Annotated in this window: 20 protein-coding genes; 12 read left to right on the forward strand and 8 right to left on the reverse strand. The window is 68.5% G+C overall.

Annotated elements, in window-relative coordinates:
* Window positions 1–18: 18 nt before the first annotated feature.
* On the reverse strand, window positions 19–2112 hold the full coding sequence (locus tag ACIQTU_RS13350) for a S46 family peptidase (protein WP_400547947.1): 2094 nt from the start codon (window positions 2110–2112) through the stop codon (window positions 19–21).
* 182 nt (window positions 2113–2294) lie between these two features.
* On the opposite strand from ACIQTU_RS13350, the gene ACIQTU_RS13355 reads away from it, so the two are divergent.
* The 3 genes from ACIQTU_RS13355 to ACIQTU_RS13365 are packed head-to-tail and all read left to right on the forward strand — an operon-like array spanning window position 2295 to window position 5259.
* Window positions 2295–3467 (forward strand): ABC transporter permease, encoded by a 1173-nt coding sequence (locus ACIQTU_RS13355; protein WP_400547950.1) that lies wholly within the window; start codon window positions 2295–2297, stop codon window positions 3465–3467.
* Window positions 3464–4219 carry an ABC transporter ATP-binding protein gene (locus ACIQTU_RS13360; RefSeq protein WP_400547952.1) on the forward strand — a complete coding sequence of 252 codons (756 nt, stop codon included), beginning with the start codon at window positions 3464–3466 and terminating at the stop codon, window positions 4217–4219. Before ACIQTU_RS13355 ends, ACIQTU_RS13360 begins: the two co-directional genes overlap by 4 nt.
* 23 nt (window positions 4220–4242) lie before the next feature.
* Entirely contained in the window at window positions 4243–5259 is a 1017-nt protein-coding gene (locus tag ACIQTU_RS13365) for an HlyD family secretion protein (RefSeq protein WP_400547955.1), read from the forward strand.
* A 59-nt stretch (window positions 5260–5318) separates the two neighbouring features.
* Here the strand turns inward: ACIQTU_RS13365 and ACIQTU_RS13370 are convergent, their stop codons facing one another.
* Together ACIQTU_RS13370 and ACIQTU_RS13375 are read right to left on the reverse strand one after the other, a co-directional pair.
* A complete protein-coding gene (locus ACIQTU_RS13370; RefSeq protein ID WP_400547958.1) occupies window positions 5319–6116 on the reverse strand; it encodes a crotonase/enoyl-CoA hydratase family protein in 798 nt (265 codons plus the stop codon).
* 118 nt (window positions 6117–6234) lie between these two features.
* On the reverse strand, window positions 6235–6393 hold the full coding sequence (locus ACIQTU_RS13375; RefSeq protein ID WP_292083720.1) for a hypothetical protein: 159 nt from the start codon (window positions 6391–6393) through the stop codon (window positions 6235–6237).
* A gap of 165 nt (window positions 6394–6558) precedes the next feature.
* Between ACIQTU_RS13375 and ACIQTU_RS13380 the strand changes: the two genes are divergently transcribed.
* Both ACIQTU_RS13380 and ACIQTU_RS13385 read left to right on the forward strand, forming a co-directional pair.
* Window positions 6559–6786: a DUF1289 domain-containing protein gene (locus tag ACIQTU_RS13380; RefSeq protein ID WP_400547962.1), complete on the forward strand. Its 228-nt coding sequence runs from the start codon at window positions 6559–6561 to the stop codon at window positions 6784–6786.
* A gap of 75 nt (window positions 6787–6861) precedes the next feature.
* On the forward strand, window positions 6862–7344 hold the full coding sequence (locus ACIQTU_RS13385) for a TIGR02281 family clan AA aspartic protease (protein ID WP_400547965.1): 483 nt from the start codon (window positions 6862–6864) through the stop codon (window positions 7342–7344).
* A gap of 4 nt (window positions 7345–7348) precedes the next feature.
* Here the strand turns inward: ACIQTU_RS13385 and ACIQTU_RS13390 are convergent, their stop codons facing one another.
* Window positions 7349–8191: an LD-carboxypeptidase gene (locus tag ACIQTU_RS13390; protein WP_400548991.1), complete on the reverse strand. Its 843-nt coding sequence runs from the start codon at window positions 8189–8191 to the stop codon at window positions 7349–7351.
* A gap of 76 nt (window positions 8192–8267) precedes the next feature.
* Here ACIQTU_RS13390 and murC point away from each other — a divergent pair, with 76 nt between their 5' ends.
* The 7 genes from murC to ACIQTU_RS13425 all read left to right on the forward strand — a co-directional run bounded on the left by murC (window position 8268) and on the right by ACIQTU_RS13425 (window position 16122).
* Window positions 8268–9656, forward strand: a complete 1389-nt coding sequence (gene murC, locus ACIQTU_RS13395) for a UDP-N-acetylmuramate--L-alanine ligase (RefSeq protein ID WP_400547968.1) — start codon at window positions 8268–8270, stop codon at window positions 9654–9656.
* A gap of 117 nt (window positions 9657–9773) precedes the next feature.
* Window positions 9774–11375, forward strand: coding sequence for an ATP-binding protein (locus tag ACIQTU_RS13400; RefSeq protein ID WP_400547971.1), 1602 nt, complete (start codon window positions 9774–9776; stop codon window positions 11373–11375).
* Window positions 11376–11660: 285 nt separating this feature from the next.
* The gene (locus ACIQTU_RS13405; RefSeq protein WP_400547973.1) at window positions 11661–12326 is read left to right on the forward strand and encodes a PepSY-associated TM helix domain-containing protein; all 666 of its coding nucleotides are present in this window, start codon (window positions 11661–11663) and stop codon (window positions 12324–12326) included.
* A 24-nt stretch (window positions 12327–12350) separates the two neighbouring features.
* A complete protein-coding gene (locus ACIQTU_RS13410; RefSeq protein WP_400547976.1) occupies window positions 12351–12863 on the forward strand; it encodes a DUF2271 domain-containing protein in 513 nt (170 codons plus the stop codon).
* A gap of 12 nt (window positions 12864–12875) precedes the next feature.
* Window positions 12876–13670, forward strand: a complete 795-nt coding sequence (locus tag ACIQTU_RS13415) for a DUF4198 domain-containing protein (protein ID WP_400547979.1) — start codon at window positions 12876–12878, stop codon at window positions 13668–13670.
* The gene (locus tag ACIQTU_RS13420; protein ID WP_400547982.1) at window positions 13640–14746 is read left to right on the forward strand and encodes an FAD:protein FMN transferase; all 1107 of its coding nucleotides are present in this window, start codon (window positions 13640–13642) and stop codon (window positions 14744–14746) included. The genes ACIQTU_RS13415 and ACIQTU_RS13420 overlap by 31 nt, the downstream gene beginning before the upstream one ends.
* 2 nt (window positions 14747–14748) lie before the next feature.
* Window positions 14749–16122 (forward strand): sulfite reductase subunit alpha, encoded by a 1374-nt coding sequence (locus tag ACIQTU_RS13425; protein ID WP_400547985.1) that lies wholly within the window; start codon window positions 14749–14751, stop codon window positions 16120–16122.
* A gap of 4 nt (window positions 16123–16126) precedes the next feature.
* Here the strand turns inward: ACIQTU_RS13425 and ACIQTU_RS13430 are convergent, their stop codons facing one another.
* The 4 genes from ACIQTU_RS13430 to ACIQTU_RS13445 all read right to left on the reverse strand — a co-directional run bounded on the left by ACIQTU_RS13430 (window position 16127) and on the right by ACIQTU_RS13445 (window position 24986).
* On the reverse strand, window positions 16127–16804 hold the full coding sequence (locus ACIQTU_RS13430; RefSeq protein ID WP_400547988.1) for a Fe2+-dependent dioxygenase: 678 nt from the start codon (window positions 16802–16804) through the stop codon (window positions 16127–16129).
* Between the two features lie 83 nt (window positions 16805–16887).
* Window positions 16888–19170, reverse strand: a complete 2283-nt coding sequence (locus ACIQTU_RS13435; RefSeq protein WP_400547991.1) for a TonB-dependent receptor — start codon at window positions 19168–19170, stop codon at window positions 16888–16890.
* A 130-nt stretch (window positions 19171–19300) separates the two neighbouring features.
* Complete coding sequence (locus ACIQTU_RS13440) at window positions 19301–20512, reverse strand: NAD(P)/FAD-dependent oxidoreductase (protein WP_400547994.1); 1212 nt, start codon at window positions 20510–20512, stop codon at window positions 19301–19303.
* Between the two features lie 100 nt (window positions 20513–20612).
* The gene (locus ACIQTU_RS13445; protein ID WP_400547997.1) at window positions 20613–24986 is read right to left on the reverse strand and encodes an Ig-like domain-containing protein; all 4374 of its coding nucleotides are present in this window, start codon (window positions 24984–24986) and stop codon (window positions 20613–20615) included.
* Between the last annotated feature and the right edge of the window lie 66 nt (window positions 24987–25052).

Here is a 25052-nt window from a genome sequence, read left to right on the forward strand (position 1 = left end):
CTTGCTTGACGCGCAGGCTTAGCGACGCACGCCCAGTTCGCGCAGCAGGCGCGGCTGGTTGTAGACGGTGCGCAGGGCCTCGGTGACGGCGGCGGTCGAGACCGTCACCGTGCGGTTCAGTTCGCCGTCGTAGCCGAACGAGCCGCCCAGCGAGTGGATGTTGCCGTCGAAGGCGGCGCCGATCACTTCACCCTTGGCGTTGATCACCGGCGAGCCGGAGTTGCCGCCGATGATGTCGTTGGTCGAGACGAAGTCATAGACGACGTTCTTGTTGATGCGGCTCTCGGCGTCGACGAAGCGGGCGGCCGCGTTGAACGGCTCGGCGCCGGTGGCGCGCTCGTACAGGCCGCCCATGTAGGTGAAGGCCGGCACGGTCACGCCGCGATAGGTCCAGCCCTTCACCTGACCATAGGACAGACGCAGCGAGAAGGTCGCGTCGGGGTACAGGTTGTCGCCATAGACGGCGAAGCGGGCCTGGGCGACCTTTTCGGCGGCGCGGGCGGTCGGGCCGTTGACGCCTGCGTCCCACTGGGTGCGGACGGCCTGAGCGGCGTCGTCATTGGCCAGGACGAAGGCGATCATCGGGTCGCCCGAGGCGGCCAGTTGTTCCGGCGTCATGGCCAGAGCCTGGGCGCGGAAGGCCGGGTCGATCAGCTTCGTTTCAACCAGCCTGGCGGCGATGCCCTCGGGGTTTTCGCGGCCCAGCATCGACTTCACATTGGCGTTGTCGACGGTCAGGTATTCGCGGGTCTTGGACAGCCAGAAGGACAGCTGGATTTCCTCGACGCCCTTGGCGATCGGGGCTTCCGAGGCCAGGCGACGGCCGATGGCGGCGATGTCGCTGTCCGAATAGCCGGCGCGACGTTCTGCGACCGGCTTGGCGCGTTCCTTCGAGGCGCGGACGATGGCGCGGGCGTAGGAATAGAGGGTCGAACCGCCGCCGGCGTTACCTTCCAGCTGACGGTAAGGCAGGTAGAGGTCGCGGGCCGTCGACTGAACCTTTTCCAGATCCGTCCACGGATCGCCGATGCGCTCGGCAAGGGCCGGGTCGGCGGCGACGCGCTGACGCAGCTCGGTTTCTTCTTCGCGCTTCTTGCCCATGAAGGCCGGGTCAGTCAGGGCGCCCTGCTGGCCGTAGTAGACCTTGAAGCTGTTCTCGAGGCCGAAGATGGGGTCCAGAGCGACGCGCTTTTCTTCATCGCCCTGGGTCGAGTACTCGACCAGACGGCCGCGCAATTCCGAGCCCTGGATCAGGGTGACCGGAATCTGCTGGTCGCGCAGGCGCTCCAGTTGGCTCATGGTCAGCAGGCGCGAGGTCGAGCCGGGGTTGCCGGCGACGAAGGTGACTTCACCCTCGGCCGGGGCGTTCGGATTCCATTTCAGGTGGTTGGGGCTCGAGACCGGCTTGCCGTCCTCGTAGGCGCGCAGGAAGGCGGCATCGAGGGCGTAGCGGGGGAAGTTGAAATTGTCCGGGTCGCCGCCGAAGAAGGCCGCCTGGAACTCCGGCGCGAAGGCCAGACGCACGTCTTCGTACTTGCGGAACTTGTAGAGGGCGTACTTGCCGCCGCGATAGAAGCTGATGACCTGGCAGGTCAGCTTGCGGTCGTCGCCGCAGGCTTCCTTCTGGATCTTGTCGATCTCGGCCGAACGGGCCTGAACGAAGGCTGCGCCTTCCAGGCCCGAACCGGCGCCGAGGACGCGCTCGGTGACGTCGGTGATGTCGGTCAGGACCTCGGCGGTCTGGCCGGGGCAGGTCTTCTCTTCTTCACGCGTGGCCGGCATCCAGCCGTTCTTGACGTAGTCGTTCTGGGCCGTGGACAGGTCCTGAACGCAGGAGATGACGCAGTGGTGGTTGGTCAGGATCAGGCCTTCGCCCGAGACGAACGACGCCGAGCAGCCCTGCAGACGCACAGCGGCGTTGCGCACGCGGTCCAGCCACGACTGGTCGATGCGCGTGCCGTACTTGTCGTTCACCGTCTGGATCGGGAAGTTGTCGAACGTCCACATGCCCTCGTCGGCGCGGGCCGGGGTGGCGGTCGCGCCGGTGACGGCGGCGGCTACGCCCAGGGCCGCCAGCGAGGCGGTGAAGGAAAAGGTGCGACGAAGCGACATTCAGGCTCTCCCGAGGCGTGGACCCGGCGTCCCGCCTTGTTCTTGCCCCGTCACTAGACCCGCAAGGGGAAGGGCCTCAACCCCTGTCTGCAGTGACCCGCCGTCGCCTTACCCCGATTTAACTTGGCCCCGGCCCCTCGCCCGGTCAGATAACGCTGCAAGTCAGGGATCAGAAACGTCTTATGTCGCTCGCGCTTTCCACGCTGCTCTTCGAGTGGCGACGTTATATGGCCGCCGTCATGGCGCTGGCCCTGTCGGGCCTGCTCGTGCTGGCCATGACCGGTGTCTTCATCGGCATCGGCAAGGGCTTCACTGCTCAGATCGAGCGCTCGAACGCCGACATCATGATCCTGCAGCCCGGCGCCAAGAGCCTGATCAACGGGCCGTCGGGCGTGCCGCGCCGCTTCATTCCCCTGGCCTACAACCACCCCGCCGTGGTCGAGGTGCAGCCTCTGGACGGCGCCGGCGGCACCTTCCAGTCGGTCAAGGAGGTCGATCCGACCCGCAGCCAGGCCGATAACGCCAAGCAGGGCGCCCCGCGTCAGAAATTCGTCCAGTCCAGCATCATCGACACGACGCCGGGCTCGGTCACCATCCCCACCGACTATTCCCAGGAACTGGTCGACGCCCTGCGCCAGCCCTACACCGTCGCAGTCGACGAAACGGCGCTGAAAACCCTGGGCGTCAAGCTGGGCGACAAGGCCCTGTACAACGGCCAGACCGTCACCGTCGTCGGCGTGACGCGCGGCTATCCCAACATGATGCAACCCGGCGTGGTCATGTCGCGCGACACCCTGCGAATGCTGGGTCAGGCCGACACCGGCCCGCGCGTCGGCCCGCTGATGATCAAGATCAAGGACCCCGCCCAGGCCCCGGCCGTCGTCGCCGAGCTGAACAAGATCGGCAATGGCCAGTGGAAGGCCTGGACGCGTCAGGAACTGGCCGACGCCAACGCCGGCGCCATGTTCGAGGAAGGCATTCTGGTCATCATCATCGGCGGCTGCGTGGTGCTGGGCATCATCATCGGCGTGGCCATCACCTGGCAGACCCTGCGCGGTGCCATCATGGCCAACATCAAGGAGTTCGCCTCGCTGCGCGCCCTGGGCGTCGGCATGGGATCCTTGCGCCGCATCGTCATGGAGCTGAGCTTCTGGGTCGGTGTGGTCGGCGTCGGCGCCGCCATCGGCCTGACCTGGTTGCTGTCGCTGTTCGCCATGTCCAAGGCGGTCATCATCGCCCTGCCCCTGCCCCTGCTGATCGTGGTGGGCGGCGGCCTGATCGCCATCTCCATGCTGTCGGGCTTCCTCTCGATGGGCATCCTGAAGAAGAGCCAACCTGCGGACCTGCTGCGATGAACATGCATACGAAAGTTCAAGGCCGCCATGGCGAGTTCGCCATCGAGGCCAAGGGTCTGGTCAAGCGCTTCAAGTCCGGCAAGAACTATGTCGAGGTGCTGAAAGGCGTGAATTTCGACGCCCGTCACGGCGACCTGACCATGGTCATGGGGCCGTCCGGCTCGGGCAAGTCGACCCTGATCGCCGCCCTGTCCGGCCTGTTGAAGCCCGAAGAAGGCCAGGTCGATGCCCTGGACATGGACGATATGTGGTCCTTCTCATCGGGCAAGATCGACAAGTTCCGGCTGGACCACTGCGGCTTCATCTTCCAGGGCTTCAACCTGTTCCCGTCGCTCAGCGCCCTGCAGCAGGTGACCACGGTGCTGAAGTTCCAGGGCCTGACCCCGGATCAGGCGAAGAAGCGCGCCACCCTCGCTCTGGAAGAAGTGGGCCTGGGTCATCGCCTGCACCAGCGCCCGGCGGCCCTGTCCGGCGGCGAGAAGCAGCGCGTCGCCATCGCCCGCGCCCTGGCCAAGGACCCGCAGATCCTGTTCGCCGACGAACCGACCTCGGCGCTCGACGGCGAGAACGGCCAGATCGTCATTAAACTTCTTCGCCGGGCCGCCACCGAGCATGGCGCGGCGGTCATCTGCGTGACCCACGACCCGCGCCTCGAGGCCTGGGCCGACCGGGTCATCCACATCGAAGACGGCGTGATCATCGACGACCAGCGCCGCATCCCCAATCCCGACGCCGTTCTGGCCTCGCACTGACACCGATCCTCAAGGACACCTCCATGCCCGCTTTTCTGAAAAACAAATGGCTCTGGATCGGCCTCGTGGTCCTGATCGTGGCCGTCGTCGGCTTCGGCATGTTCCAGAAGGCCCAGGCCGCCAAGAAGGCCGAAGCGGCCGCCGCCGCCGAGAAGAAGGTCGAGAGCCCCTATGCGGCCATCGCCAACGGCAAGGTCGACATCGAAGGCGGCATCATCCAGATCGCGGCCCGTCGCGGCGGCGTGGTGCGTGAAGTTCTGGTGCAGGAAGGCGACCGCGTCGTCGCCGGCCAAATCCTGGCCCGTCAGGAGGACGATGAGCCGCGCCTGGCCCTGCAGACCGCCGCCGCCAACCTGTCGGAAGCCGAAAGCCAGCTTCGCCTGATCAACGTCGACATCGCCACGGCCCAGCGCGAGTACGAGCGCCTGGCGCGGCTGAAGGACAGCAACTTCGTCGCCGCCCAGAAGCTGGATCAGGCCCGCGACGCCATCTCTCAGGCCCAGGCCCGCCTCGGCTCGGCCCAGTCGGCGGTCCAGACCGCCCGCGCCCGCCGCGACCAGGCCGCCTATGACGTCGAGCTGACCGTCATCCGCTCGCCCGCCGACGGCCGCATCGTGCGCCGCTACGCCAACCCCGGCGCCGGCGCCTCGACCCTGAACGTGTCCAACATGTTCGATCTGGAGCCCGACGCCCCGCGCATCGCCCGCGCCGAAATCGTCGAGGCCGACATCCCCAACGTCGCCGTGGATCAGGCCGTCGAGATCACCCCCGAAGGCGACCCCTCGAAGGTCTATGTCGGCAAGGTCCTGCGCCGCGCCGCCGTCTTCGGCGCCCGCAAGCTGGCCTCGGACGACCCTTCGCAACGCACCGACGAGCGCGTCGTCGAGGTGGTCGTGGCCGTCAACGACGCCCCGCTGCTGATCGGCCAGCGCGTCCTGGTCAAGTTCATGAAGCCGGGTCAGACGGCCGGCGCCAAACGCGACACCAGCGTCGCCGGCGTCCCCGCGAGCCGCTCGATGCAGACCCCGGCCCGCCGCTAAGGGTCAGAGACTGAAAGTGGAAAAGGGGCCTCGCGAGGGGCCCCTTTTTTGTTCGCCGATCAGTTGCCGGTGAAGTCGCCCGGCCGCTTCTCCAGCACGGCCGTCACGCCCTCGATGTGATCCTCGGTCAGGTGGGCCAGGGCCTGCATGGCGGCGGACAGTTCCAGCATCTGATCGAAATTCATGTCCCGGCCCTGACGCAGCAGGCTCTTGGCCATGCGCAGGGCCTGGGGCGGCTGGGCGGCGATCTGGGCGGCCGTGTCCATGGCCTCGTCCATCAGCGTCTCATGCGGGACCACTCGGTTGACCAGACCCCACTGATCCGCCGTCTGGGCGTCGATCGAGCGGGCAGTGAAAAGCATCTCGGCGGCGCGGACATAGCCGACGTTGCGCGGCAGCAGCCAGGACCCGCCGTCGCCGGGAATAATGCCCAGCTTCATGAAGGGCACGCCGAAGCTGGCCTTGTCGGAGGCGATGCGGATGTCGCCCAGTCCGGCGATGTCGCAGCCCAGTCCCATGGCCGGGCCGTTGACGGCGGCGATCAGCGGAACCTCCAGCCCGTACAGCGAGCGCACGATGCGGTGGACCACCCGGCGATAGCGTTCGCGGATGGCGGCGCCCGACCCCTCGAACAGGTCGGCGCGAGCCTTCATCGCCTTCAGGTCGCCGCCCGCCGAAAAGGCGCGTCCGGCCCCGGTCATCACCACGCAGCGGATCGAGGGGTCGGCGTTGACCGCCTCGCAGGCGGCGGCGAAGGCCTCGCCGTCCTCCAGATCCGGCAAGGCGTTCAGCCGGTCGGGGCGGGTCAGGGTCCAGACCATGACCGCGCCGTGGCGCTCCTCGACGATCAGACCCATGGCGATGCTCCTCTTGATGATGGAGCGGGTTTCAGCGGGGCGACGGACGAAGGCAAGCGGAATTGAAAAACCCCGGTCGTTCTGACCGGGGTTGCGGTTGGATCAACTGCCCTCGCGACTACGCGCGCGGCCGTTTGATCGTTATGGGCACGAAGTTGGAAGGATGACTGACCACGCGGTTGTTCGCGTTGTTCATCTGCTTCGTGTTGACCAGCATCCCGCCCCACAGGGCGAAGGACATCATGGCGTGCTGGAGGTTGCGCTCCTTGTCGTTCATTTTTGGCGTCTCCTTTCGCTGAACGATGAAAGAAGACGCGTCGTGCTTATTGGGACTCTCACCCTGTCAGTCGTTTCGCGTCAGGGGTTTAGATAGCTCAGCTTGGTTAAAAAGTCAAGATTTTGGTCCGAGATCGGACGTATTGTAGTTTCAACGTCACAAAACATGAGCCAGTCGCCTGTCCCCTCTCCTGCCCGACCGCCGCGCGCGATCGCCACGCCCTGCGTCATGATCTGCACCGTGGACGGGGCGTCGGGCCTGTGCCTGGGCTGCCTGCGCACCCTGCCCGAGATCGCCACCTGGAGCCGGATGAGCGACGAGGAACGGGCGCAGATCATGGGTGAACTGGACGGACGGCGGGGACGGATCGACCCGGCGCTGCTGGGCCAGTAACGCGGTTCGCCCGTCAACCTTTCGTTCGCCGTATCGCTTCACCCGACGCCAAGACCATTGCGGCACATTAGGGTCATGATCCGTATCGACCCGCGCTCTGCTGTCGTTTTCGCCGCCGCCCTGGCCACGTCGCTGGCCTGCGCCGGCGCCCTGCGCTGGATGGACGGTGCGGGCGAGGCGCAAGCCGCGATCGCCGCCCCTTCGGTCGTGCGCTCGGCCGACGGTCACTACTGGGCTGAAGCCGTGGTCGACGGCAAGCCGATGCGGATGCTGGTCGACACCGGCGCCAGCGTCGTGACCCTGAGCCGCGTCGACGCCGAAAAGGCGGGCGTCAACGTCTCCGCCGGAGACTTCACCCGCACCCTGAACACCGCGACCGGCCCCGTGAAGGCGGCGCCCGTCGTCCTGCCCTCGCTAGCTGTGGCGGGGGTGCGACTGACCTCGGTCGAGGCCCTGGTGGTGGACGCCGACATGCCCGCCTCGCTGCTGGGCATGAGCTATCTGGGTCGGCTGTCGGGCTTCGAGGCCCGACCCGAGGGCCTGACCTTCAAGGGCTAAAGCCTCAGCGTTTCACACCAAACGGCACCACCTTGTTGTCCGGGTCGTGGCCGATGTCGGCGGCCCCCAGATAAGCGATGCCCGAGCGCGCGCACCAATGGCGGACGATCTCCTCCGCCGTCAGGCCGAAGTCGGGATCATTGGGCGTGACGTCCGAGACCCGGCCAAGACGGATGCCCGCCGCGCGTCGGATCGAGGCCTGCCCCGTCAGATGGAACATCATCCGGTCGACGCGATAGAGGGCCTCGGACACCTCTTCCAGCATGATGACGTGGCCGGTCAGGTCCGGCTCCAGCGCCGTGCCGACCAGTTCATTCAGGATGGTCAGATTGAAGGCGACCGCCGGGCGCGAGTCGTCCAGCAGGGACGGCTCCAGCGAGGCGCGGTCGCCGCTGACCAGCCAGTCGACCGCGCGACGGCCCGTCGCCTCGTGGCGCGCCCCGTCCGAGGCCATCGGCCCGTGGGCCACATGGGGGAAGCCAGCCTTGTAGAGCAGGGCCAGCAGGCTGCCCGCGTCGGAATAGCCGAGATAGCGCTTCTTCCTCGCGACCTCGGTCAGTTGCGGCAGGACCGCCTCGGCGATGCGGCAGGAGCCATAGCCGCCGCGCGCGAACCAGACGGCGCCCAGCCCCGGATCATTGGCGAACTCGACGAAGGCGCGGGCGCGGGTGGCGTCGTCGCCGCCGAAGTGACCATGCACGTCAAAGACCGTCGGATGGAAGACCAGTTGGACCTCGCCGCCGGGATAGGCCTGATCCATCCAGGCCCGGATGGCCTCGCCGCGGGCGGGGTCCAGGCGCGAGCTGGCGTTGACAACGCCGATCTTGAAGGGAGTGGACGTAGGGATGGGGCTGGCCTCCGGCGTCGCCCGTGCTAGTCAGGCCGCCGGACATTCCCCGGTTTCGCGCGTCAAAATCAAGCCGATGAACAAAGACTATTTCTTCTGCGGCGTCGGCGGGTCCGGCATGCTGCCCTTGGCCATGATCGTTCAGGCGCAAGGGAACCGCATCGCCGGCTCGGACCGGGCCCTGGATCAGGGGCGCACGCCGGACAAGTTCGACTGGCTGCGCGCTCACGGCGTGACCTTGTTTCCGCAGGACGGGTCGGGCGTGACCAGCGCCGACCAGATCGTCGTCGCCACCGGCGCGGTCGAGGACACGGTGCCCGACATCGGCGCGGCCAGGCGCGTCGGTGCGACCATCAAGACCCGGCCCCAGCTGCTGAGCGAACTGTTCAACGCCGCCCCCACCTCGATCGGCGTGGCCGGGACCAGCGGCAAGTCGACCATCACCGGCATGGTGGCCTGGATCCTGGATCAGGCGGGGCGCAAGCCGACCGTGGTCAACGGCGCGGTGATGAAGAATTTCGCCGACGCCGACCATCCTTTCGCCAGCGCCCTGGTGGGCGGGGCGGACCTGTTCGTGGCCGAGGTGGACGAGAGCGACGGCTCCATCGCCCGCTACAATCCGACGGTGGCGGTCGTCTCCAACATCTCGCTGGACCACAAGTCGATGGAGGAGTTGCGCGACCTGTTCGGCGGCTTCGTCGGCCGGGCGACGACGGCGGTGCTGAACCTCGACAATCCCGAGACGGCGGCGCTGGCGCAGACGCTGCCGACCGGCAAGGCCGTCACCTTCGCGCTCGGCGAGGAAGAGGCGGACCTGTCGGCGCATGATCTGGCGCCCCTGCCCACCGGCATGAGCTTCGAGTTGCGGGTGCGCGGCGAGGTCCCGCGCGCGGTCGTGCTGAACGTGCCCGGTGCGCACAATGTCGCCAACGCCCTGGCGGCGCTGGGCGCGGTCAAGGCGCTGGGCGTGTCGGTCGATGAGGCGGTCACGGCGTTGGAAAGCTTCGCCGGCATCCGGCGGCGCCTCGAGGTGGTCGGCACGCAAAACAACATCACCGTCATCGACGACTTCGCCCACAACCCGGACAAGATCGCCGCCACCCTGAAGACCCTGCACGCCTTCGACGGGCGGCTGCTGATCCTGTTCCAGCCGCACGGCTTCGGCCCGCTAAAGCTGATGAAGCGGGAGTTCATCGAGGGCTTCGCCGGGCTGATGCGCGAGCACGACGTCCTGCTGATGCCCGAGCCGGTCTATTACGGCGGCACCACCGACCGCAGCGTGGGGTCCGAGGACATAGCGGCGGGCGTGCGCGCCGAAGGGCGTCAGGCCGAGGCCCTGCCTACCCGCGCCGACTGCGGCGACCGCATCGTGGCGATCGCCCAACCCGGCGACCGCGTCGTGGTCATGGGGGCGCGCGACGACAGCCTGTCGAGTTTCGCGGCGGAGCTTCTGGCCCGACTTTAAGCTCCGCGCTCGGAGCAAACGTCAAATTGTTCTTGTAAAACATTCACTTTCGGCAAATCGGCTGTTAAGCGCCGCCCGCCTAACTGCGCTCTCGCAAAACGCGGGAGGGGCGACCAGATGGCCAGGATCGGAGACTTCGTCGAGGCGGCGCCGCCCATGGCGCCCGACGCGCCCGGCGCCGAGGCCTTCGACCGGTTTCAGGCCGAGCCCGACACCCTGGTCATCGCCGTGGTCGACGCTGACGGCCGCCCTGTCGGCCTGATCGAGCGCAACGCCTTCACCCTGAAGATGGCAGCCGAGTTCGGCCGCGCCCTCTATGCCCGGCGCCCCGTCTCGGCCCTGATGGAACCCGAACCGCTGATGGTCGAGGCCGACGCCTCTGCCGACGTTCTGTTCCAGTCGATGGACGCGGCGGGGCTGGGCGCCCTGCTGAAGGGCTTCATCGTCGTTTCGCGCGGACGCTATGTCGGGGTCGGAGCGGGGCTGCACGTGCTGCAGGCGGGGGTGGCCATCCACAAGCGCCGCGCCGAGGCCATGAGCCAGCTGGCCCAGAACCTGGTCCGCGCCGAAGCCGAGGCCCGCGCCTCCAGCCGCGCCAAGTCAGAGTTCCTGGCGGTGATGAGCCACGAGATCCGCACGCCGCTGAACGGGGTTCTGGGGGTGGCCGCCCTGATGGAGCGCGAGCTGACGCAGGCCTCGCTGCGCCCCTATGTCCGCACCATTCTGGACTCGGGCAACAGCCTGCTGCGGCTGCTGACCGACGCGCTGGACATGTCGCGGGCCGAGGCGGGCATCCTGACTCTGGAGCCGGCGCCGCTGGACCTCGACGCCGTGGCCGCCGACCTGTCGGCCCTGTGGCGACCGCGCGCGGAAGAGAAGAACCTGCGGCTGAGCGTCGCGACGGACACGGCCGCCGCGCGCTGGGTGGTCGGCGACGAGATGCGGCTGAAGCAATTGCTCAACAACCTGATCGGCAATGCGCTGAAGTTCACGCAAGCCGGCGCCGTCGAGGTCAGCCTGACCACTCGGCTGGACGACGGCCGGGTGAGGCTGGACGCCATTGTCGACGACAGCGGGCCGGGCGTCAGCGACGAGGCGGCGGTCGCCATCTTCGAGCCCTTCAATACTGGCGAGGCGGGGCGCCAGGGCGCGGGGGCGGGATTGGGTCTGGCCATCTGCCGCCAGATCGTCGAGCGAATGGAGGGGCGGCTGACGCTGGAGCGCTCGCCCGCCGGCGGGGCGCGCTTCCGTTTCGATCTGCACCTGCCGCTGGCCGAGGCCGACGCCCGCCGGAATGAGGAGCGGGCCGTCGCCCCGACCGCGCACGAAACCCTCCACGTCCTGGTGGTGGACGACAACGCCGCCAACCGCTTCGTCGCCGGCAAGGTGCTGGAACTGTTCGGCTGCACCCATGAAACCGCCGAGGACGGGCGACAGGCGGTGGAGCGGGCGACCATCGCGCCGTTCGACCTGATCCTGATGGACGTGAAGATGCCGGTGATGGACGGGGTGGCGGCGACGCGGGCGATCCGCGCCCTACCCGGCGTGGCTGGCGCGGTCCCCATCCTGGCCCTGACCGCCAACGCCGACCCGCGCGACGAGGCCGAGTATCTGGCGGCGGGCATGGATGGCGTGGCGCAGAAGCCGATCCAGCCCGACGCCCTGCTGAACGCCATCCGCCTGGCCCTGTCGCGACACGCGGTGGCGAAGGCGGCTTAAGGAGGCGCAACCGGGCCTGGGCTGGGCTATGGTTCCGCTTGATGCTCCAGCCCCCCCGCCCCTTCCGTCGCCCCCCTCGACGAGGTGATCGTCACCGTCGCACGCCTGTTGCCTGCTGCGGGCGAGGCGGCCTTTTCGGGGCGGGAACAGGCGTCGCGGGCTATGGTCGGCGCGCCTGGTCAGCGCCGGAGTACGGCTGACTTGCTGAACGACGATCCGCCCCGCGACAATTCCGACGCCTAAACGGTATTGCAAATCGTTCGCAGAGTATGGCACAGCCATTTTGTGAACCAAGCCGCTGCAAATCCCGCCAAGACCGCCGTGAAACCGAAGGCGGCGCTGAACGCCAAGCGGTCGTTCTGGCTGAAGCAATTGCACAGCTGGCACTGGATCTCGGCGGCTGTCAGCCTGGTTGGCATGATCCTGTTCGCGGCGACCGGCATCACCCTGAACCACGCGGCCCAGATCCCGGCCGAGCCGGTGACGAAGGAAGCGACCGCCACCCTGCCCGCCCCCCTGCTGGCGCGTCTGGCCGACTTCCCCGAGGAAACCACCGACGCTGTGCCCGCCCCCGTGGCGCGCTGGGCCGCAGACGCCTTCAAGGTGCAGGTGGACGGCAAGCCCACCGAGACCACGGCGGACGAGATCTATGTCGCCCTGGCCACGCCCGGCGGCGACGGATGGCTGACCATCGACCGTTCAACGGGCGAGGCCGTGCACGAGAAGACCACGCGCGGCTGGGTCGCCTACCTCAACGACCTGCACAAGGGTCGGAACGCCGGAGTGGTCTGGTACTGGTTCATCGATGTCTTCGCCGTGGCCTGCGTGATCTTCTCCGTCACCGGCCTGGCCCTGCTGTGGCTGCACGCCCGCGGCCGTCCCTCGACCTGGCCCATCGTAGCCCTGGGTCTGCTCATTCCTGTCGTCATCGCCCTCCTGTTCATCCATTAACTCTTCAACTGGCGAGCCTCCCCAATGCGTAAGCTTCCTCTCGTCCTGACCGCCGCCGGCCTCGCCGCCGCCCCGGCCGTCGCCAGCGCCGCCGACCTGACCGTCAACGTCGAGCTGCCGCGCATCGCCAGCGCCTCCTATCACCGGCCCTATGTGGCCGTGTGGATCGAGAAGCCGGATCAGTCGACGGCGCAGACCCTGGCCGTCTGGTACCAGCAAACCCGCAACAACGAGGGTGACGGCAAGGACTGGCTGAAGGACCTGCGCACCTGGTGGCGCAAGGGCGGCCGGTCGATGACCATGCCCGCCGACGGCGTGTCCGGTCCGTCCAAGGCCCCGGGCCGTCACGCCGTGACCGTGCCGGGCGCCCGCCTGCGCAACCTGCCCGCCGGCCAGTACAACATCGTCGTCGAGGCGGCCCGTGAACTGGGCGGCCGCGAGGTCGTCCGCGTGCCCTTCCGCTGGGGCGGCGCCAACACCGCCGCCGGAACCGGCTCCACCGAACTGGGCGCCGTTCGCGTCGCCGTGACCCGCTAAGGACCTGTGATCATGAAAAAGACGCTCGCCTTCCTGTCTCTGGCCGCCGTTCTGGCCGCCCCGCTCTCGGCCCAGGCGCACCGCGCCTGGCTGGCCCCGACCTCGACCGTGCTGTCGGGCAACGACGCCTGGGTCGGCTTCGACGCCGGCATGTCGAACGGGGTCTTCATCCCCGACCACGCCGCCATGCGTCTGGCCGGCCTGACCATCACCGCCCCGGACGGCTCGACCGCCCAGGCCGAGAACGTCATGCAGGCCAAGTATCGCTCCAGCTTCGACCTGCACCTGGCCCAGCCCGGCACCTATCGCGTCGCCAATGTCGGTTCGGGCTTCATGGCCAGCTACAAGCAGGGCGGCGAGCAGAAGCGCTGGCGCGGCACGGAAGCCGAGTTCCCCGGCGCCCTGCCCGCCGACGCCACCGAGGTCGAGGCGACCCGCACCGACAGCCGCACCGAGACCTTCGTGACGCTCGGCGAGCCGACCGATCTGGCCGTCGTCGGCAAGGGTCTGGAACTGGCCCCGGTCACTCACCCCAACGATCTGGCCGCCGGCGAGGCCGCGACCTTCAAGCTGCTGAAGGACGGCCAGCCCGCCGCCGGCGTGGACGTGACCATCGCGCGCGGCGGCACCCGCTATCGCGACAACCCGGAAGAGATCACGGTCAAGACGGGCGCTGACGGCGCCTTCACCGTGACCTGGCCGCAGGCCGGTCTCTACTGGCTGGGCGCCTCGGTGCGCACGGCGGGCGTGAACGGCCAGCCCGGCTCGAACGCCTCGTGGAACGGCGCGCTGGAAGTCCTGCCCTGACCTCGAAACGCTCCAGCTCGACCCCGCCGCCGCTCCGGATCGGAGCGGCGGTTGACGGCCGCCAGGACACGCGCGTCCTGATCCCGCCGACCACCCGCGCGCCGGAGCGGCCGCCCAGCGACCTGATCTGGTCGCTGGCGGGGGAAAGCATGGGCACCACCTGGTCGGTGCGTCTGGTCCCGCCGATGTGGACGACGCAGGACGCCTTACAGGCGGCCATCGAGGAAGAGCTGGCGCGCATCATCGCCTTGTTCAGCCCGTGGACGCCCAGCAGCGAGATCAGCCGCTTCAACAACGCCCCCGCCGGGACGTGGAAGCTGTCGGACGACTTCTGGAGCCTGCTGAACGCCTCGCTGGATCTGGCCGACGACGTCAACGGCGCGGTCGATCCGACCCTGGGCGCCCTGGTCGATCTGTGGGGTTTCGGCCCGCCAGGACCGCGCGATCCGCTCAATCCCCTGCCCGCCGCAGAAGAGATCGAGACGGCGCTGGCCGTGTCCGGTTGGCAGAAGCTGAGGCTGAACCGCGACGCGCAGGCGGCGGTGCAGGCCGGTGGCATGAAGCTGGATTTCTCGGGCATCGCCAAGGGACACGCCGTGGATCGGGTCTCGGCACGGCTGACCGCGATGGGCGCGACCTCGCATCTGGTCGAGATCGGGGGCGAACTTCTGGGGCGCGGGGTCAAGCCGGACGCCCAGCCCTGGTGGGTCGAGATCGAGACCGTGCCGGGTTCGCCCGCGCCGCATACGGTGGCGGCCCTGTTCGACATGGCGGTGGCCACATCTGGCGATTGGCGCCGGGCCTTCGTGCATGAAGAACGCCTCTATCCGCACACCATCGACGGCTCGACCGGACGGCCGGTGGACAATGGCCTGGCGCAGGTGACGGTGTTTGACGCCTCGGCCATGCGCGCCGATACGTGGGCCACGGCCCTGACCGTGCTCGGCCCCTATGACGGGCCGGAGTTCGCCGAAGCCATGCAGATCGCGGCCCACTTCGTCGAGCGCACCCCGCGCGGCCTGATCGAGCGCATGACGTCCGCCTTCGCTGCCATGATGGACGAAGAAGAAGCCTGATCGTGACCGCCGACCTGACCCGCTGGCTGTGGGCCGGCGTCGCTTTGATCCTGTGGCTGGGCCTGATCGGCCTGACCGTGTGGCGCGTGCGCGCCGCCGCGAAGAAGGCCACCGAGCAGGCGCGGGCGCTGGCGGAAGCGGCGGGCGACGACGCCGTGCTGATCGCCTTCGCCAGCCAGACCGGCTTTGGCGAGGAACTGGCCTGGATGACGGCCCGGGCGCTGGGCGACGGCGGCGTGGGCGCACGCCCCCTGTCATTCGCCGACCTGGATCTGGAAACGCTGAAGGGCGCGCGACGCCTGCTGGTCATCGCCTCGACCACCGGCGAGGGCGACGCGCCCGACAGCGCCGCCCGCTTCGTGCGGCAAGTGATGGCGGCGAACGTGGACCTGTCGCACCTGTCCTATGGCCTGCTGGCCCTGGGCGACCGCTCCTATGACGCCTACTGCAGTTTCGGCCACGCGGTTGGCGACTGGCTGGAGCGCTGCGGCGTCCAGACCCTGTTCGACCGGGTCGAGGTGGACAACGGCGACGCGGGCGCGATCCGCCACTGGCAGCACCAGTTGAACCAGCTCACCGGCTCGACCGCCGCCCCCGACTGGACCCCGCCCGCCTATGACCGCTGGCGACTGGTCGAGCGGTCCCTGCTGAACGCGGGCAGCCCCGGGGGCGAGGCGTATCATCTGGCCTTTGCACCGATCGACCACGCGCCCGATTGGGCCGCCGGCGACATCGCCGAGGTGGGCCTGCCGGTGCGCGACGGCGAGCAGCCGGCCAGCCGTGAATATTCGGTCGCCTCCCTGCCCTCGGACGGGCGGGTGGAGTTCTGCATCCGCCTGATGACGCGCCCGGACGGGATGCCGGGTCTGGCTTCGGGCTGGCTGACGCAAGACGCGCAGATCGGCGATGAAGTGGCCATGCGGGTGCGCGCCAACCGCAGCTTCCACGCCCCGCCGCCGGAAGCCCCCATCATCCTGATCGGCAACGGCACCGGCATCGCCGGCCTGCGCAGCCACCTGAAGGCGCGGGCGCGGCATGAGAAGACCGGCGGCGCCTGGCTGCTGTTCGGGGAGCGGACGCAGGCCCACGACGCCCTCTATGACGCCGACCTGCAGGCTTGGCTGGCGTCGGGCGCCCTGACCCGTCTGGACCGCGCCTTCTCGCGCGACGCCGGCGAGAACCGCTACGTCCAGTCGTTGGTGGCGGAGCACGCCCGGCCCATGGCCGACTGGGTCGATCGCGGCGCCTATGTCTATGTCTGCGGCAGCCTGGAAGGCATGTCCAAGGGCGTCCACGCGGCGCTTGAAGCGGCGTTGGGCGAAGAGCGACTGATGCGGTTGACCGACACCGGGCGGTATCGGCGCGACGTTTACTGAGGCGTCAAACCTCTGACCACCGCCGCAGCAGGTTGTGATAGAGGCCGGTCAATTCGATGACAGCCTGATCCTTAGGCCCCTTGTCGAGGTTCACCCGCTGGGTCGCCACGTCGAGACGGAACAGGCTTTCGCGGTCGGCGTCGTCGCGGACCAGGCTTTGCAGCCACATGAAGCTGGAAACGCGGGCGCCGCGCGTCACGGGCGTGACCCGGTGCAGGCTCTTGGACGGATAGAGAACCAGGTCGCCGGCGGGTAGCTTGACCGACTGGGCGCCGTACAGCTCCTCGATGATCAGTTCGCCGCCGTCATAGTCCTCGGGCTCGGACAGGAAGAGGGTGGCCGAGAGGTCGCTGCGGATGCGCAGGTCCCCGCGCTGGCGGATGGCGTTGTCGACATGGACGCCGAACTCGCCGCCGCCTTCGTAGCGGTTGAACAGGGGCGGAAAGATCGTGTGCGGCAGGGCCGCCGAAACGAACATGGGATTGGCGTTCAGGGCCTGAACGATCAGGGCCGAGACCTCCTTCGCCGCCACGCTGTCCTCGGGCAGTTGCTGGTTCTTCTTGGCGGTGGCTGACTGGTGGCCCGAGGTCATGTTGCCGTCGGCCCAGGGGCCGGCGTCCAGGGTCCGGCGCAGGGCGGCGACCTCGGCCTTGGTGAAGACGTCGGGGATGTGCAGCAGCATGGCTCTCTCACCGTCTGGAAACGCATCAGCCCCGCCGCTCGGATGAACGACGGGGCCGACATGATGGCGCGAAACGCGGTCGCTTAGTAGCGCAGGTTGAGCGTCAGGATGGCCGAACGACCCGGAGCCGGGTCGGCGTGGTGCACGCCGTTGGTGCGGATGATGTATTCCTCATCGCCCGCGTTCTGAACGTTCAACTGCAGCGAAGCACGGTCGTTGATCTCATAGGAGGCGAACAGGTCCACGCGGGTGTATTCCGGCGCGAAGACGCGGTTCGCGCCGCCGCCGGCGCCGCCCTGGTTGCCGCCGAACGACTTCGACACGTAATAGACCCCGCCGCCCAGGCTCAGCTTCGGCATGACGCGATAGGTGGTGAACAGGCTGGCGCTGTGCTCTGGCGTATTGGCCAGGGCGTCGCCGATGTTGACGTTGCCCGAGGCGCCGTTGACCAGTTCGGAATCCATCCAGGTATAGCCGCCGAAGACCTGCCACTTGCTGGTGACGTTGCCCGACACGCCCAGCTCCAGGCCCTGAACCTTGACCTCGCCGAGCTGTTCGTACTCGCCGTCGCTTTGCAGGACGGCGGCGTTCTTGCGCGTCAGGTGGAACAGGGCGCCGCTGACGGCCAGGCGATCGCCAAACAGGTTGGCCTTGGCGCCGATCTCGAAGTTCTCGGTATCCTCCGGGTCCAGGACCTGGACGGCCAGATTGCCCGAGCCGTTGGTCGTGCCCGTGTTCTGGTCGCCGGCCGAAATGGTCGGCGGCGTCGAAGCGGTCGAGTAGGAGGCGTAGATGCTGCTGTTCGCCGTCGGCTTGTAAACCAGACCGACCTGATAGTTGAAGAAGTCCCAGTCGCCGCGGGTCGCGACATAGACCGGCGCCGCGACCGTGCCCGACGCATTCACGCCGTCGACCGAATAGTCGTCCCAGCGCAGGCCCAGGTTCACGATCAGTTTTTCGTTCAGGTGGATGGCGTCGAAGGCGTAGACGCCGAGGGCGTCGGAATCGCTGGTGCTGACCACGCCGCGCGTGATCGTTCCGGTCCAGGGGTCGTTCGGATTGGGGTTGTAGACCGGGGTGCAGTCAAAGCCGGTCAGGGGCGCCGGGCAGGCCGAACCCGACAGGGTCGTGACCACATAGGAGGCGTTCTTGTTCTTCTCGCGCGAGACCTCCAGGCCGATGTCGAAGTCGTGCTTGATCGAACCGGTCAGGAATGAGCCGTGCAGGTCAGTGACGTTGGCCAGGGTCTCGGCCGGGTTCCAGCGCGACTTGGTGCCCCGCTTCATCCACCAGACGCCATTGACCAGGGCCGCGCCACGCGGCGTCGAGTCGAAACGACCGCCATCGCCGGGGTTGGTGACGACATAGTCGTTCAGCGTCTGCGAGTAGCGGGTGACGTTGCTGATCGCCAGGTTGTCGTTGAAGCGGTGCTCGACCTCCAGCGTCAGGCTGTCGACCGTGTTGTTCAGATAGTCGCGCGCCTTGAGCCCGTAGAAGCTGTCATAGGGCACGTCGAGGATGCCGCTGTCGGTCGGGCGATTGGCGGGCGCGTAGATCTTGTTGAACAGGGGGATGCCGTAGTCGGGCATCTGGTTGCTGTCGAGGTGGTAGTAGCTGGCGGTGATGGTGGTCGGCGTGCCCAGGCCCACGGCGACGGCGGCGCCCAGGCCCCACTTGTCGAAATCGACGCCGTTGCGGCCGGCCACGTCGCCCTGCGAGGCCATGACATTCAGGCGCATGGCGGCGGTCGGGCTGACCTGCCAGTTGGCGTCGACCGTGCCGCGCGCATAGGAGTCCGTGCCGACGCCGGCCGAACCGTTGACGAAGTTCGTCAGGCGCGGGGCCTTGGAGCCCAGGTTGATGCTGCCGCCGCCCGAACCGCGACCCGAGTAGACGGAATCGGCGCCCTTGATGACCTCGACCTGCTCCAGGTTGAAGACTTCGCGCTGCTGGCCGCCGGTGTCGCGGATGCCGTCGACGAAGACGTTATTGCCCGAGGCCTGCCCGCGGATGAAGGGACGGTCAGCGAGGGGCTGGCCGCCTTCACCGGCGCCGAAGGTGATGCCTGGCGATGTACGCAGAATGTCCTGCAGCGAGGTGGCGGCGGTCTGTTCGATGATCTGCTGCGGGATCACCGTCACCGAGCGCGGCGTGTCGACCAGGGGGGCGACGAACTGCGGATCCTTCGGCTCGCGCTTGACGCGCTGGCCGTGCACGTCGACGGCGCTCAGGGTCGTGGCGTCCTGGGTCACGTCCGCTGTGGCGATCGGGGCTTCGTCGGCGGCCATGGCCGGCGCAGCGCACAGCATGCCGGCGGCGCTGGAAGCGAACAGAAGCGCCTTGAGGGCGGTGGAGCGGTCGGACATGGGGGAGCAGCCAGTCAGTTAAGATTGAGACCGGCTCGCAATATCACCTTTTCCGCCTGCGACAATCTGACTCCTGCGACTAAATCGCAATTGCGGCAGGGATGTCACACCATCGTCATCGGATCGCCCCCTAGGCCGGTTTGCCCACCGCCTTGATCGAGGTCGCGGGGTCGGCCAACAAGGCCGCATCCACCGGCGCTCCCTTGCCGATCAGCAGACGGCCGCCCATGAAGTCGGCGGGGGCGTTGACCGCCTCGACGCAGACGATGCGGTCGCTGTTCAGGTGGAAGACGGAAAAGGCGCCGCTGGTGGGATCGCCGCGCACCACCTGACGATCGGTGTCGAAGGGCAGGCCCGCGATCTGAAGTTTCACATCATACTGGTCGGACCAGAACCACGGCACCTCGGGCGCCGGGGCGGCGCGGCCGACGATGGCGGCGGCGGCCTGCTTGGCCTGCTCCAGGGCGTTGGGCACGCTCTCCAGCCGATGCATCCGCCCGCCGTGAACCGGGATAGGCCGATGGGTCACGTCGCCGATGGCGTAGATGGCCGGGTCGCTGGTGCGCGCGTTCTCATCGACCACCACGCCGTTTTCGCAAGGAAGACCGGCGGTGCGGGCCAGGGCCTCGCGCGCCAGGGCGCCGACGCCGACGAGGATTGCGTCAGCTTCGATCAAGCCGCCGTCGGCCAGACGCACGCCGCCGTCCTCGAAGCCCGAGACCTCGACCCCGGTCAGGATCTCGACGCCGTGCGCCCGGTGATAGTCAGTGAAGAAGGTCGACAGGGTCTCCGACGCCACGCGGGCCAGCACCCGATCCATGCGCTCGATCACCACCGCCTCGGCGCCGAGGGCGCGGGCCGAAGCCGCCGCCTCCAGCCCGACATAGCCGCCGCCGACCACGGCCAGCCGCTTGCCGGGAGCGAGCGCGGCCTTCAGCCGCTCGGCGTCTTCAAGCGTGCGCAGTTCCAGCAGGTCGGGCCGGTCGGCGCCGGGGATGGCCAGCTTTCGCGCCATCGAGCCGGTGGCGAGGATCAGCACGTCGTAGGGCTCGACCAGGCCGTCAGCGAAGGTCACGGTCTTGGCCGCCGCGTCGATAGCGGTCGCGGTGACGCCGGTGCGCAGGTCGATATTCTGCTCGGCGTAGAAGCTCTCAGGGCGCAGCAGCAGGTCTTCCAGACCCGCCTCCCCCTTGAGCCAGGCCTTGGACAGGGGCGGTCGCTGATAGGGCGCCGCCGCCTCCTCGCCCGCCAGGACGATCTCGCCCTCAAAGCCATACTGTCTCAGCAGCGCCGCCGCCGAGCCCCCCGCGTGTCCCGCGCCGATAATCAGAACCTTGGTCATGGCCGAGAGATAGTGCGCCCCGCGGCGCCTGGCGAGCCGTCTTTGCAACCGCGCCCCATCAGAAAAAAGGACCGCGAGGCGAGCCCCGCGGTCCTGTTCGTCAGAAGGCCTTGGACAGGCTCAGCTTCAGACTGTGGCTGATCAGGTCCGAACCGGCCTGACCGCTGTAGTCCGCGCCGTAGCTCCAGCCCGAGAGCGCCCGCCACTGGACGCCGAGGCCCAGGCTGAGACTGTCGCGCGCCCAGTGCTCCAGCCCGACCCGATACTCGGGGCTGGCCAGCCAGTCGGCGTAGGAGACGGTCTGGTCGTCCGCGCCCTCGAACTCATGACGCCATTCGACGCGCAGGCTGGGGGTCAGAACGCCGGAGCGCCGCTGCACGGTCCAGTCGAAGCTGGCGCCCAGACCGGCGGCCAGGGTGTCGACCGTCATGGCGTCGTACTTCAGGGCGAAGAAGCCTGCGCCGTTTTCGGTGAAGCCGTCCAGATCAACCTTGCCGAACTGCAGCCGGGCATAGGGCGCCCAGGCCAGACCGGGGGCGGAGCGTTCCAGCGCGACCGAGGCCGAGCCGAACAGCACCGAGCCCGAACGCTCGCCGAAAGCGAACTCGCCTGCGTCCGACGACCAGCGGCGGCTGTCGAACGACAGCGAGCCGTAGCCCAGCACGCCGTCGACGATCAGGTCGTCGGTGGCGCGCCAGCTGCCGTAGAGCGCGCCGACATAGCTGTCGGCCTCGGACAGTGTGCCGTTGTCGCCGACCTTGGTGCGATCATGGCCGTAACCGAGACCGACGCCCGCGACCCAGCGGTCCGACACCGCCATGTCCACGCCCGCGCTGACGCCCGAGGTGCTGAAGCGATAGTCGCGCTGCCCCTGGGCGTCGCGACGCCCCCAGTCGATGGCGCCCGCGGTCCAGACGCCGAGTCCGCCCTTGGCCGGTTGGCCGGACTGACCCGCGTCAGCCTGTCGCGTCGCGGCGTCATCCGCCGACATCCGGGTCGACGGCAGACGGTCGAAGCCGTCGTCGCGGTCGCTGGGCGACTGGCCCAGTTGCTGACGCAGGGCTTCTCGCGGGTCCTGGTTCAGCCCGCCGTCGCCGAGATTCAAGCGCATCTGGTTGCTGACCCCCGCGCCGCCGCCGCGACGTACCTGTTCAAGACGGCGATGGAAGTTGTCGGCCTGCGAACGAGCGAAGCGACGCGCCGTATCGGCCTGAGCTGAGACCAGCCCACGCACTTCCGGATCCAGCGAGGGATCTGAGCGCGCCTCGACCGTGATCGTCAGCACGCCCGTGGTCGGACCGCCCGCATTGGACAGGGTATAGGTGACGCTGGCCGTTCCGGTGAAGTCGCCCTCGGGAGTGAAGGTCACATCATAGGTGCGGTTCCCCGCGACGCCACCCTCGGTCAGGATCGCGGTCCCGGCCTCATCCGTGACGTCGACCACCGTGGCGCCGACGAAGGGCCCGCCCGTCGCCGTGTCCGTCAGCGACACCGTCACCGGACGCCCGGCCAGGGTGGTTGCGGTCAGCGGCGCCAGGACCGGGGTCGGAGCCCTGACGGTCTGGACCTCGATCGTGCCCGGCAGGGACTGGCCAAAGGGCAGGATGACAGCATAGTCCATCGACGCCGGAGCGCCCGCGGCGGGCACCGCCGCCGCGCGCATCGCCATACGCCGGGCCGCCGGCGCTGCATTGGCCTCCGGGGTGTAGATGATCTTCAGGCCATCGACTTGAGCCGTCCCGGAGGTCGGCTGACGCGTGATCACCAGGCCCTGGAAGGGGCCACCGGTCAGACTGGTCGTCGGCTCGAACACCACGTCCTGACCGCCCTGCGAAGTCCCTTGCAGATCCGGCGCCTGGCCCAGCACGCGGAAGGTCATGGTCGCCGGCGCGGACTCGCCGCCCGGCCCCTGGGCCACCACCGCGATGGTGTCCTCGCCCATGAAACCGGGAGCTGGCGTATAGGCCACGCTCCATTCCGTCCCGCCGGCTCCCGGCGCCTGAATAACCGCCTGGCCGTGCGCGGGCGCGCTGTCCACGCGATAGCCCGTCACCGTGCCTGAAGTCGCGGGCGGCAGGGCGATCGTGGCTGACCCGCCCGGGGTCGGCTGGACGACGACCGGTGCAGGCGGATCGATGTCCGGCGCGCTCGGCGCCGCCACGGTCAGGCTGACCGTCGCCGGAGCCGAGGTTCCGCCGGGGCCGTTCGCCGTATAGGTGAAGCTGTCCGCGCCGAAGTAGCCGGCGCTCGGCTTGTAGGTCACCACGTCGCCCGAAACGCTGGCCGTGCCGTGGGCCGGAGCAGTCCCGATAGCGATGCTGGCGTGGACGCCTGTGATCGAAGCCGACAGGTCGATGGTCTGACCCGCGCTGTCATGAGCCACCGCGACGTTGCTGACGTTTGCCGCAACGGGCGCGCTCGGCGCCGCCACGGTCAGGCTGACCGTCGCCGGCGCCGAGGTTCCGCCGGGGCCGGTCGCCGTATAGGTGAAGCTGTCCGCGCCGAAGTAGCCGGCGCTCGGCTTATAGGTCACCACGTCGCCCGAAACGCTGGCCGTGCCGTGGGCCGGAGCAGTCCCGATAGCGATGCTGGCGTGGACGCCTGTGATCGAAGCCGACAGATCGATGGCCTGACCCGCGCTGTCATGAGCCACCGCGACGTTGCTGACGTTTACCGCCACCGGGGCGGTCGGCGTCGCGACTGTCAGGCTGACGGTCGCCGGCGCCGATGCCCCACCGGGGCCGGTCGCCGTATAGGTGAAGCTGTCCGCGCCGAAATAGCCGGCGGTCGGCGTATAGGTGACCACATTGCCCACAACGCTGGCCGTGCCATGGGCGGGGGCGGTCCCTATGGCGATGCTGGCGTGCACCCCCGTGATCGAAGCCGACAGGTCAATGGCCTGTCCCGCGCTGTCATAGGCCACCGCGACGCCGTTGACGTCAGCCGCCACGGGCGCGCCCGGCGCCGCCACCGTCAGGCTGACGGTCGCCACAGCCGAGGTTCCGCCGGGACCGGTCGCCGTATAGGTGAAGCTGTCCGTGCCGAAATAGCCGACGGTCGGCGTATAGGTAGCCAACGAGTCCGCCAAAATAAGCGCGCCATGCGCCGGCGCGTTAACCACCGTTATGCTGGTGTGTACGCCAGTGATCTGGTTCCCCAAGGCGATCAGAGCATTCGGGACGCCATAGGGTATCGACACGCTCAGGTCCGATGCGACCGGCGCCGAGGTCGTCACGAACGGAACCGGCGGCGACAGCGGCGAGACGTTGCCGGCCCGGTCGGTCGCCGTGACCTGAACCATGTGCTGACCGTCCACGAGGTCCCCGGTCATGGCCAACGTCCAGTCGCCCGAGCCGCCGCTGGTCGCCACGCCGGCCAGGACGCCATCGACGAACACGCTCACCGTGGAACTGATCTCAGCCGTGCCCTGGAACGTCGGCCTCCGGTTAGCCCCCGGAGCCAAAGGGTTCACCACAGGCGGCGCCGGGACGATGGTGTCGACCGTCCAGGTATAGGTGGTCACGCTGCTCTCGAGGCCGGACAGGACGGATTTCACGCTCAGCGTGTGCGTACCGTCGCTCAGAGCGACGAAGCTCAGGGGGCTGGTCGCAGGTTGGAAGCTCGACCCATCCAGCGAAAAGACGGCGCTCGCCCCGGCCGGCAGGCTGAACGCGAAGATCGCCGTACTGGCGTTCGTGGCCGACGGCGGCGCGCTGGTGAACACCGGCGCCGCGGGGCGCTGGACGTAGGTATAGGTCGCGGCGCCGGACGGGTTGCTGGTTCCCTGGGCGTTGGTGATCGCGACCGGTGCGGCGCCGGCGGGGTTCGCCGGAGCGGTCGCCGTGATCCGGGTCGCGCTGTTCACCGTGAACCCCGGCGCGGCCACGCCGCCGAATGTGACGTCGGTCACGCCGGTGAAGTCGGTTCCGTCGATAACGACGCTCGTCCCGCCCTCCGTCGGCCCGCTGCCCGGAGTCAGGCCGGTGATGCTCGGCGCGGCCGGCGCCGGGGTGCAGGTCACCGTGGCGTGCAGCGTGGCGCCAGCGAAGTTGCTCCAGCCGTAGACGATGAACCCGGTTTCATCGGCAGGCAGCGTATGGGAGCCGCTGAGCGTCAATTCCGCGCCGACGGTCGCGAACTCCTCAAGCAGCACATCCGCCGGGGGCGCCAGGCCCTCGTTGCGATAGAGTGCGAATCCCGCACCGGAATTCCGGTCATTGCTCGCATTGGTGCTGCCCGAGGTTGTCGCCGAATAAACGACACGGTCACCCGCCTTCATCGGCGGCAATGGCCAGGGATCGTACAGCTCGGCGCCGTTGCTCAACGTCACCCCGCCGCCCCATATCTGGTTGATGGCGTCGCAGCCCGGCGAGGCGGCGGCGGCGCTCGCCGCGCCCAGAACCGCCAGACCCGCCCCTGCGAAAACGGCGGCGCGTTTCGTCCAGCCGACAGCGGCCGTCACGACATTGAACATTCTGAAATCCCCGACGCCGAGGCGCCGCAGGGATCGCGCGAGCCTCAACTAAAACGGCGGTTTTCC

It is taken from the genome of Brevundimonas sp. NPDC090276 (assembly GCF_044772165.1).
In the GTDB taxonomy this organism is placed as follows: domain Bacteria; phylum Pseudomonadota; class Alphaproteobacteria; order Caulobacterales; family Caulobacteraceae; genus Brevundimonas.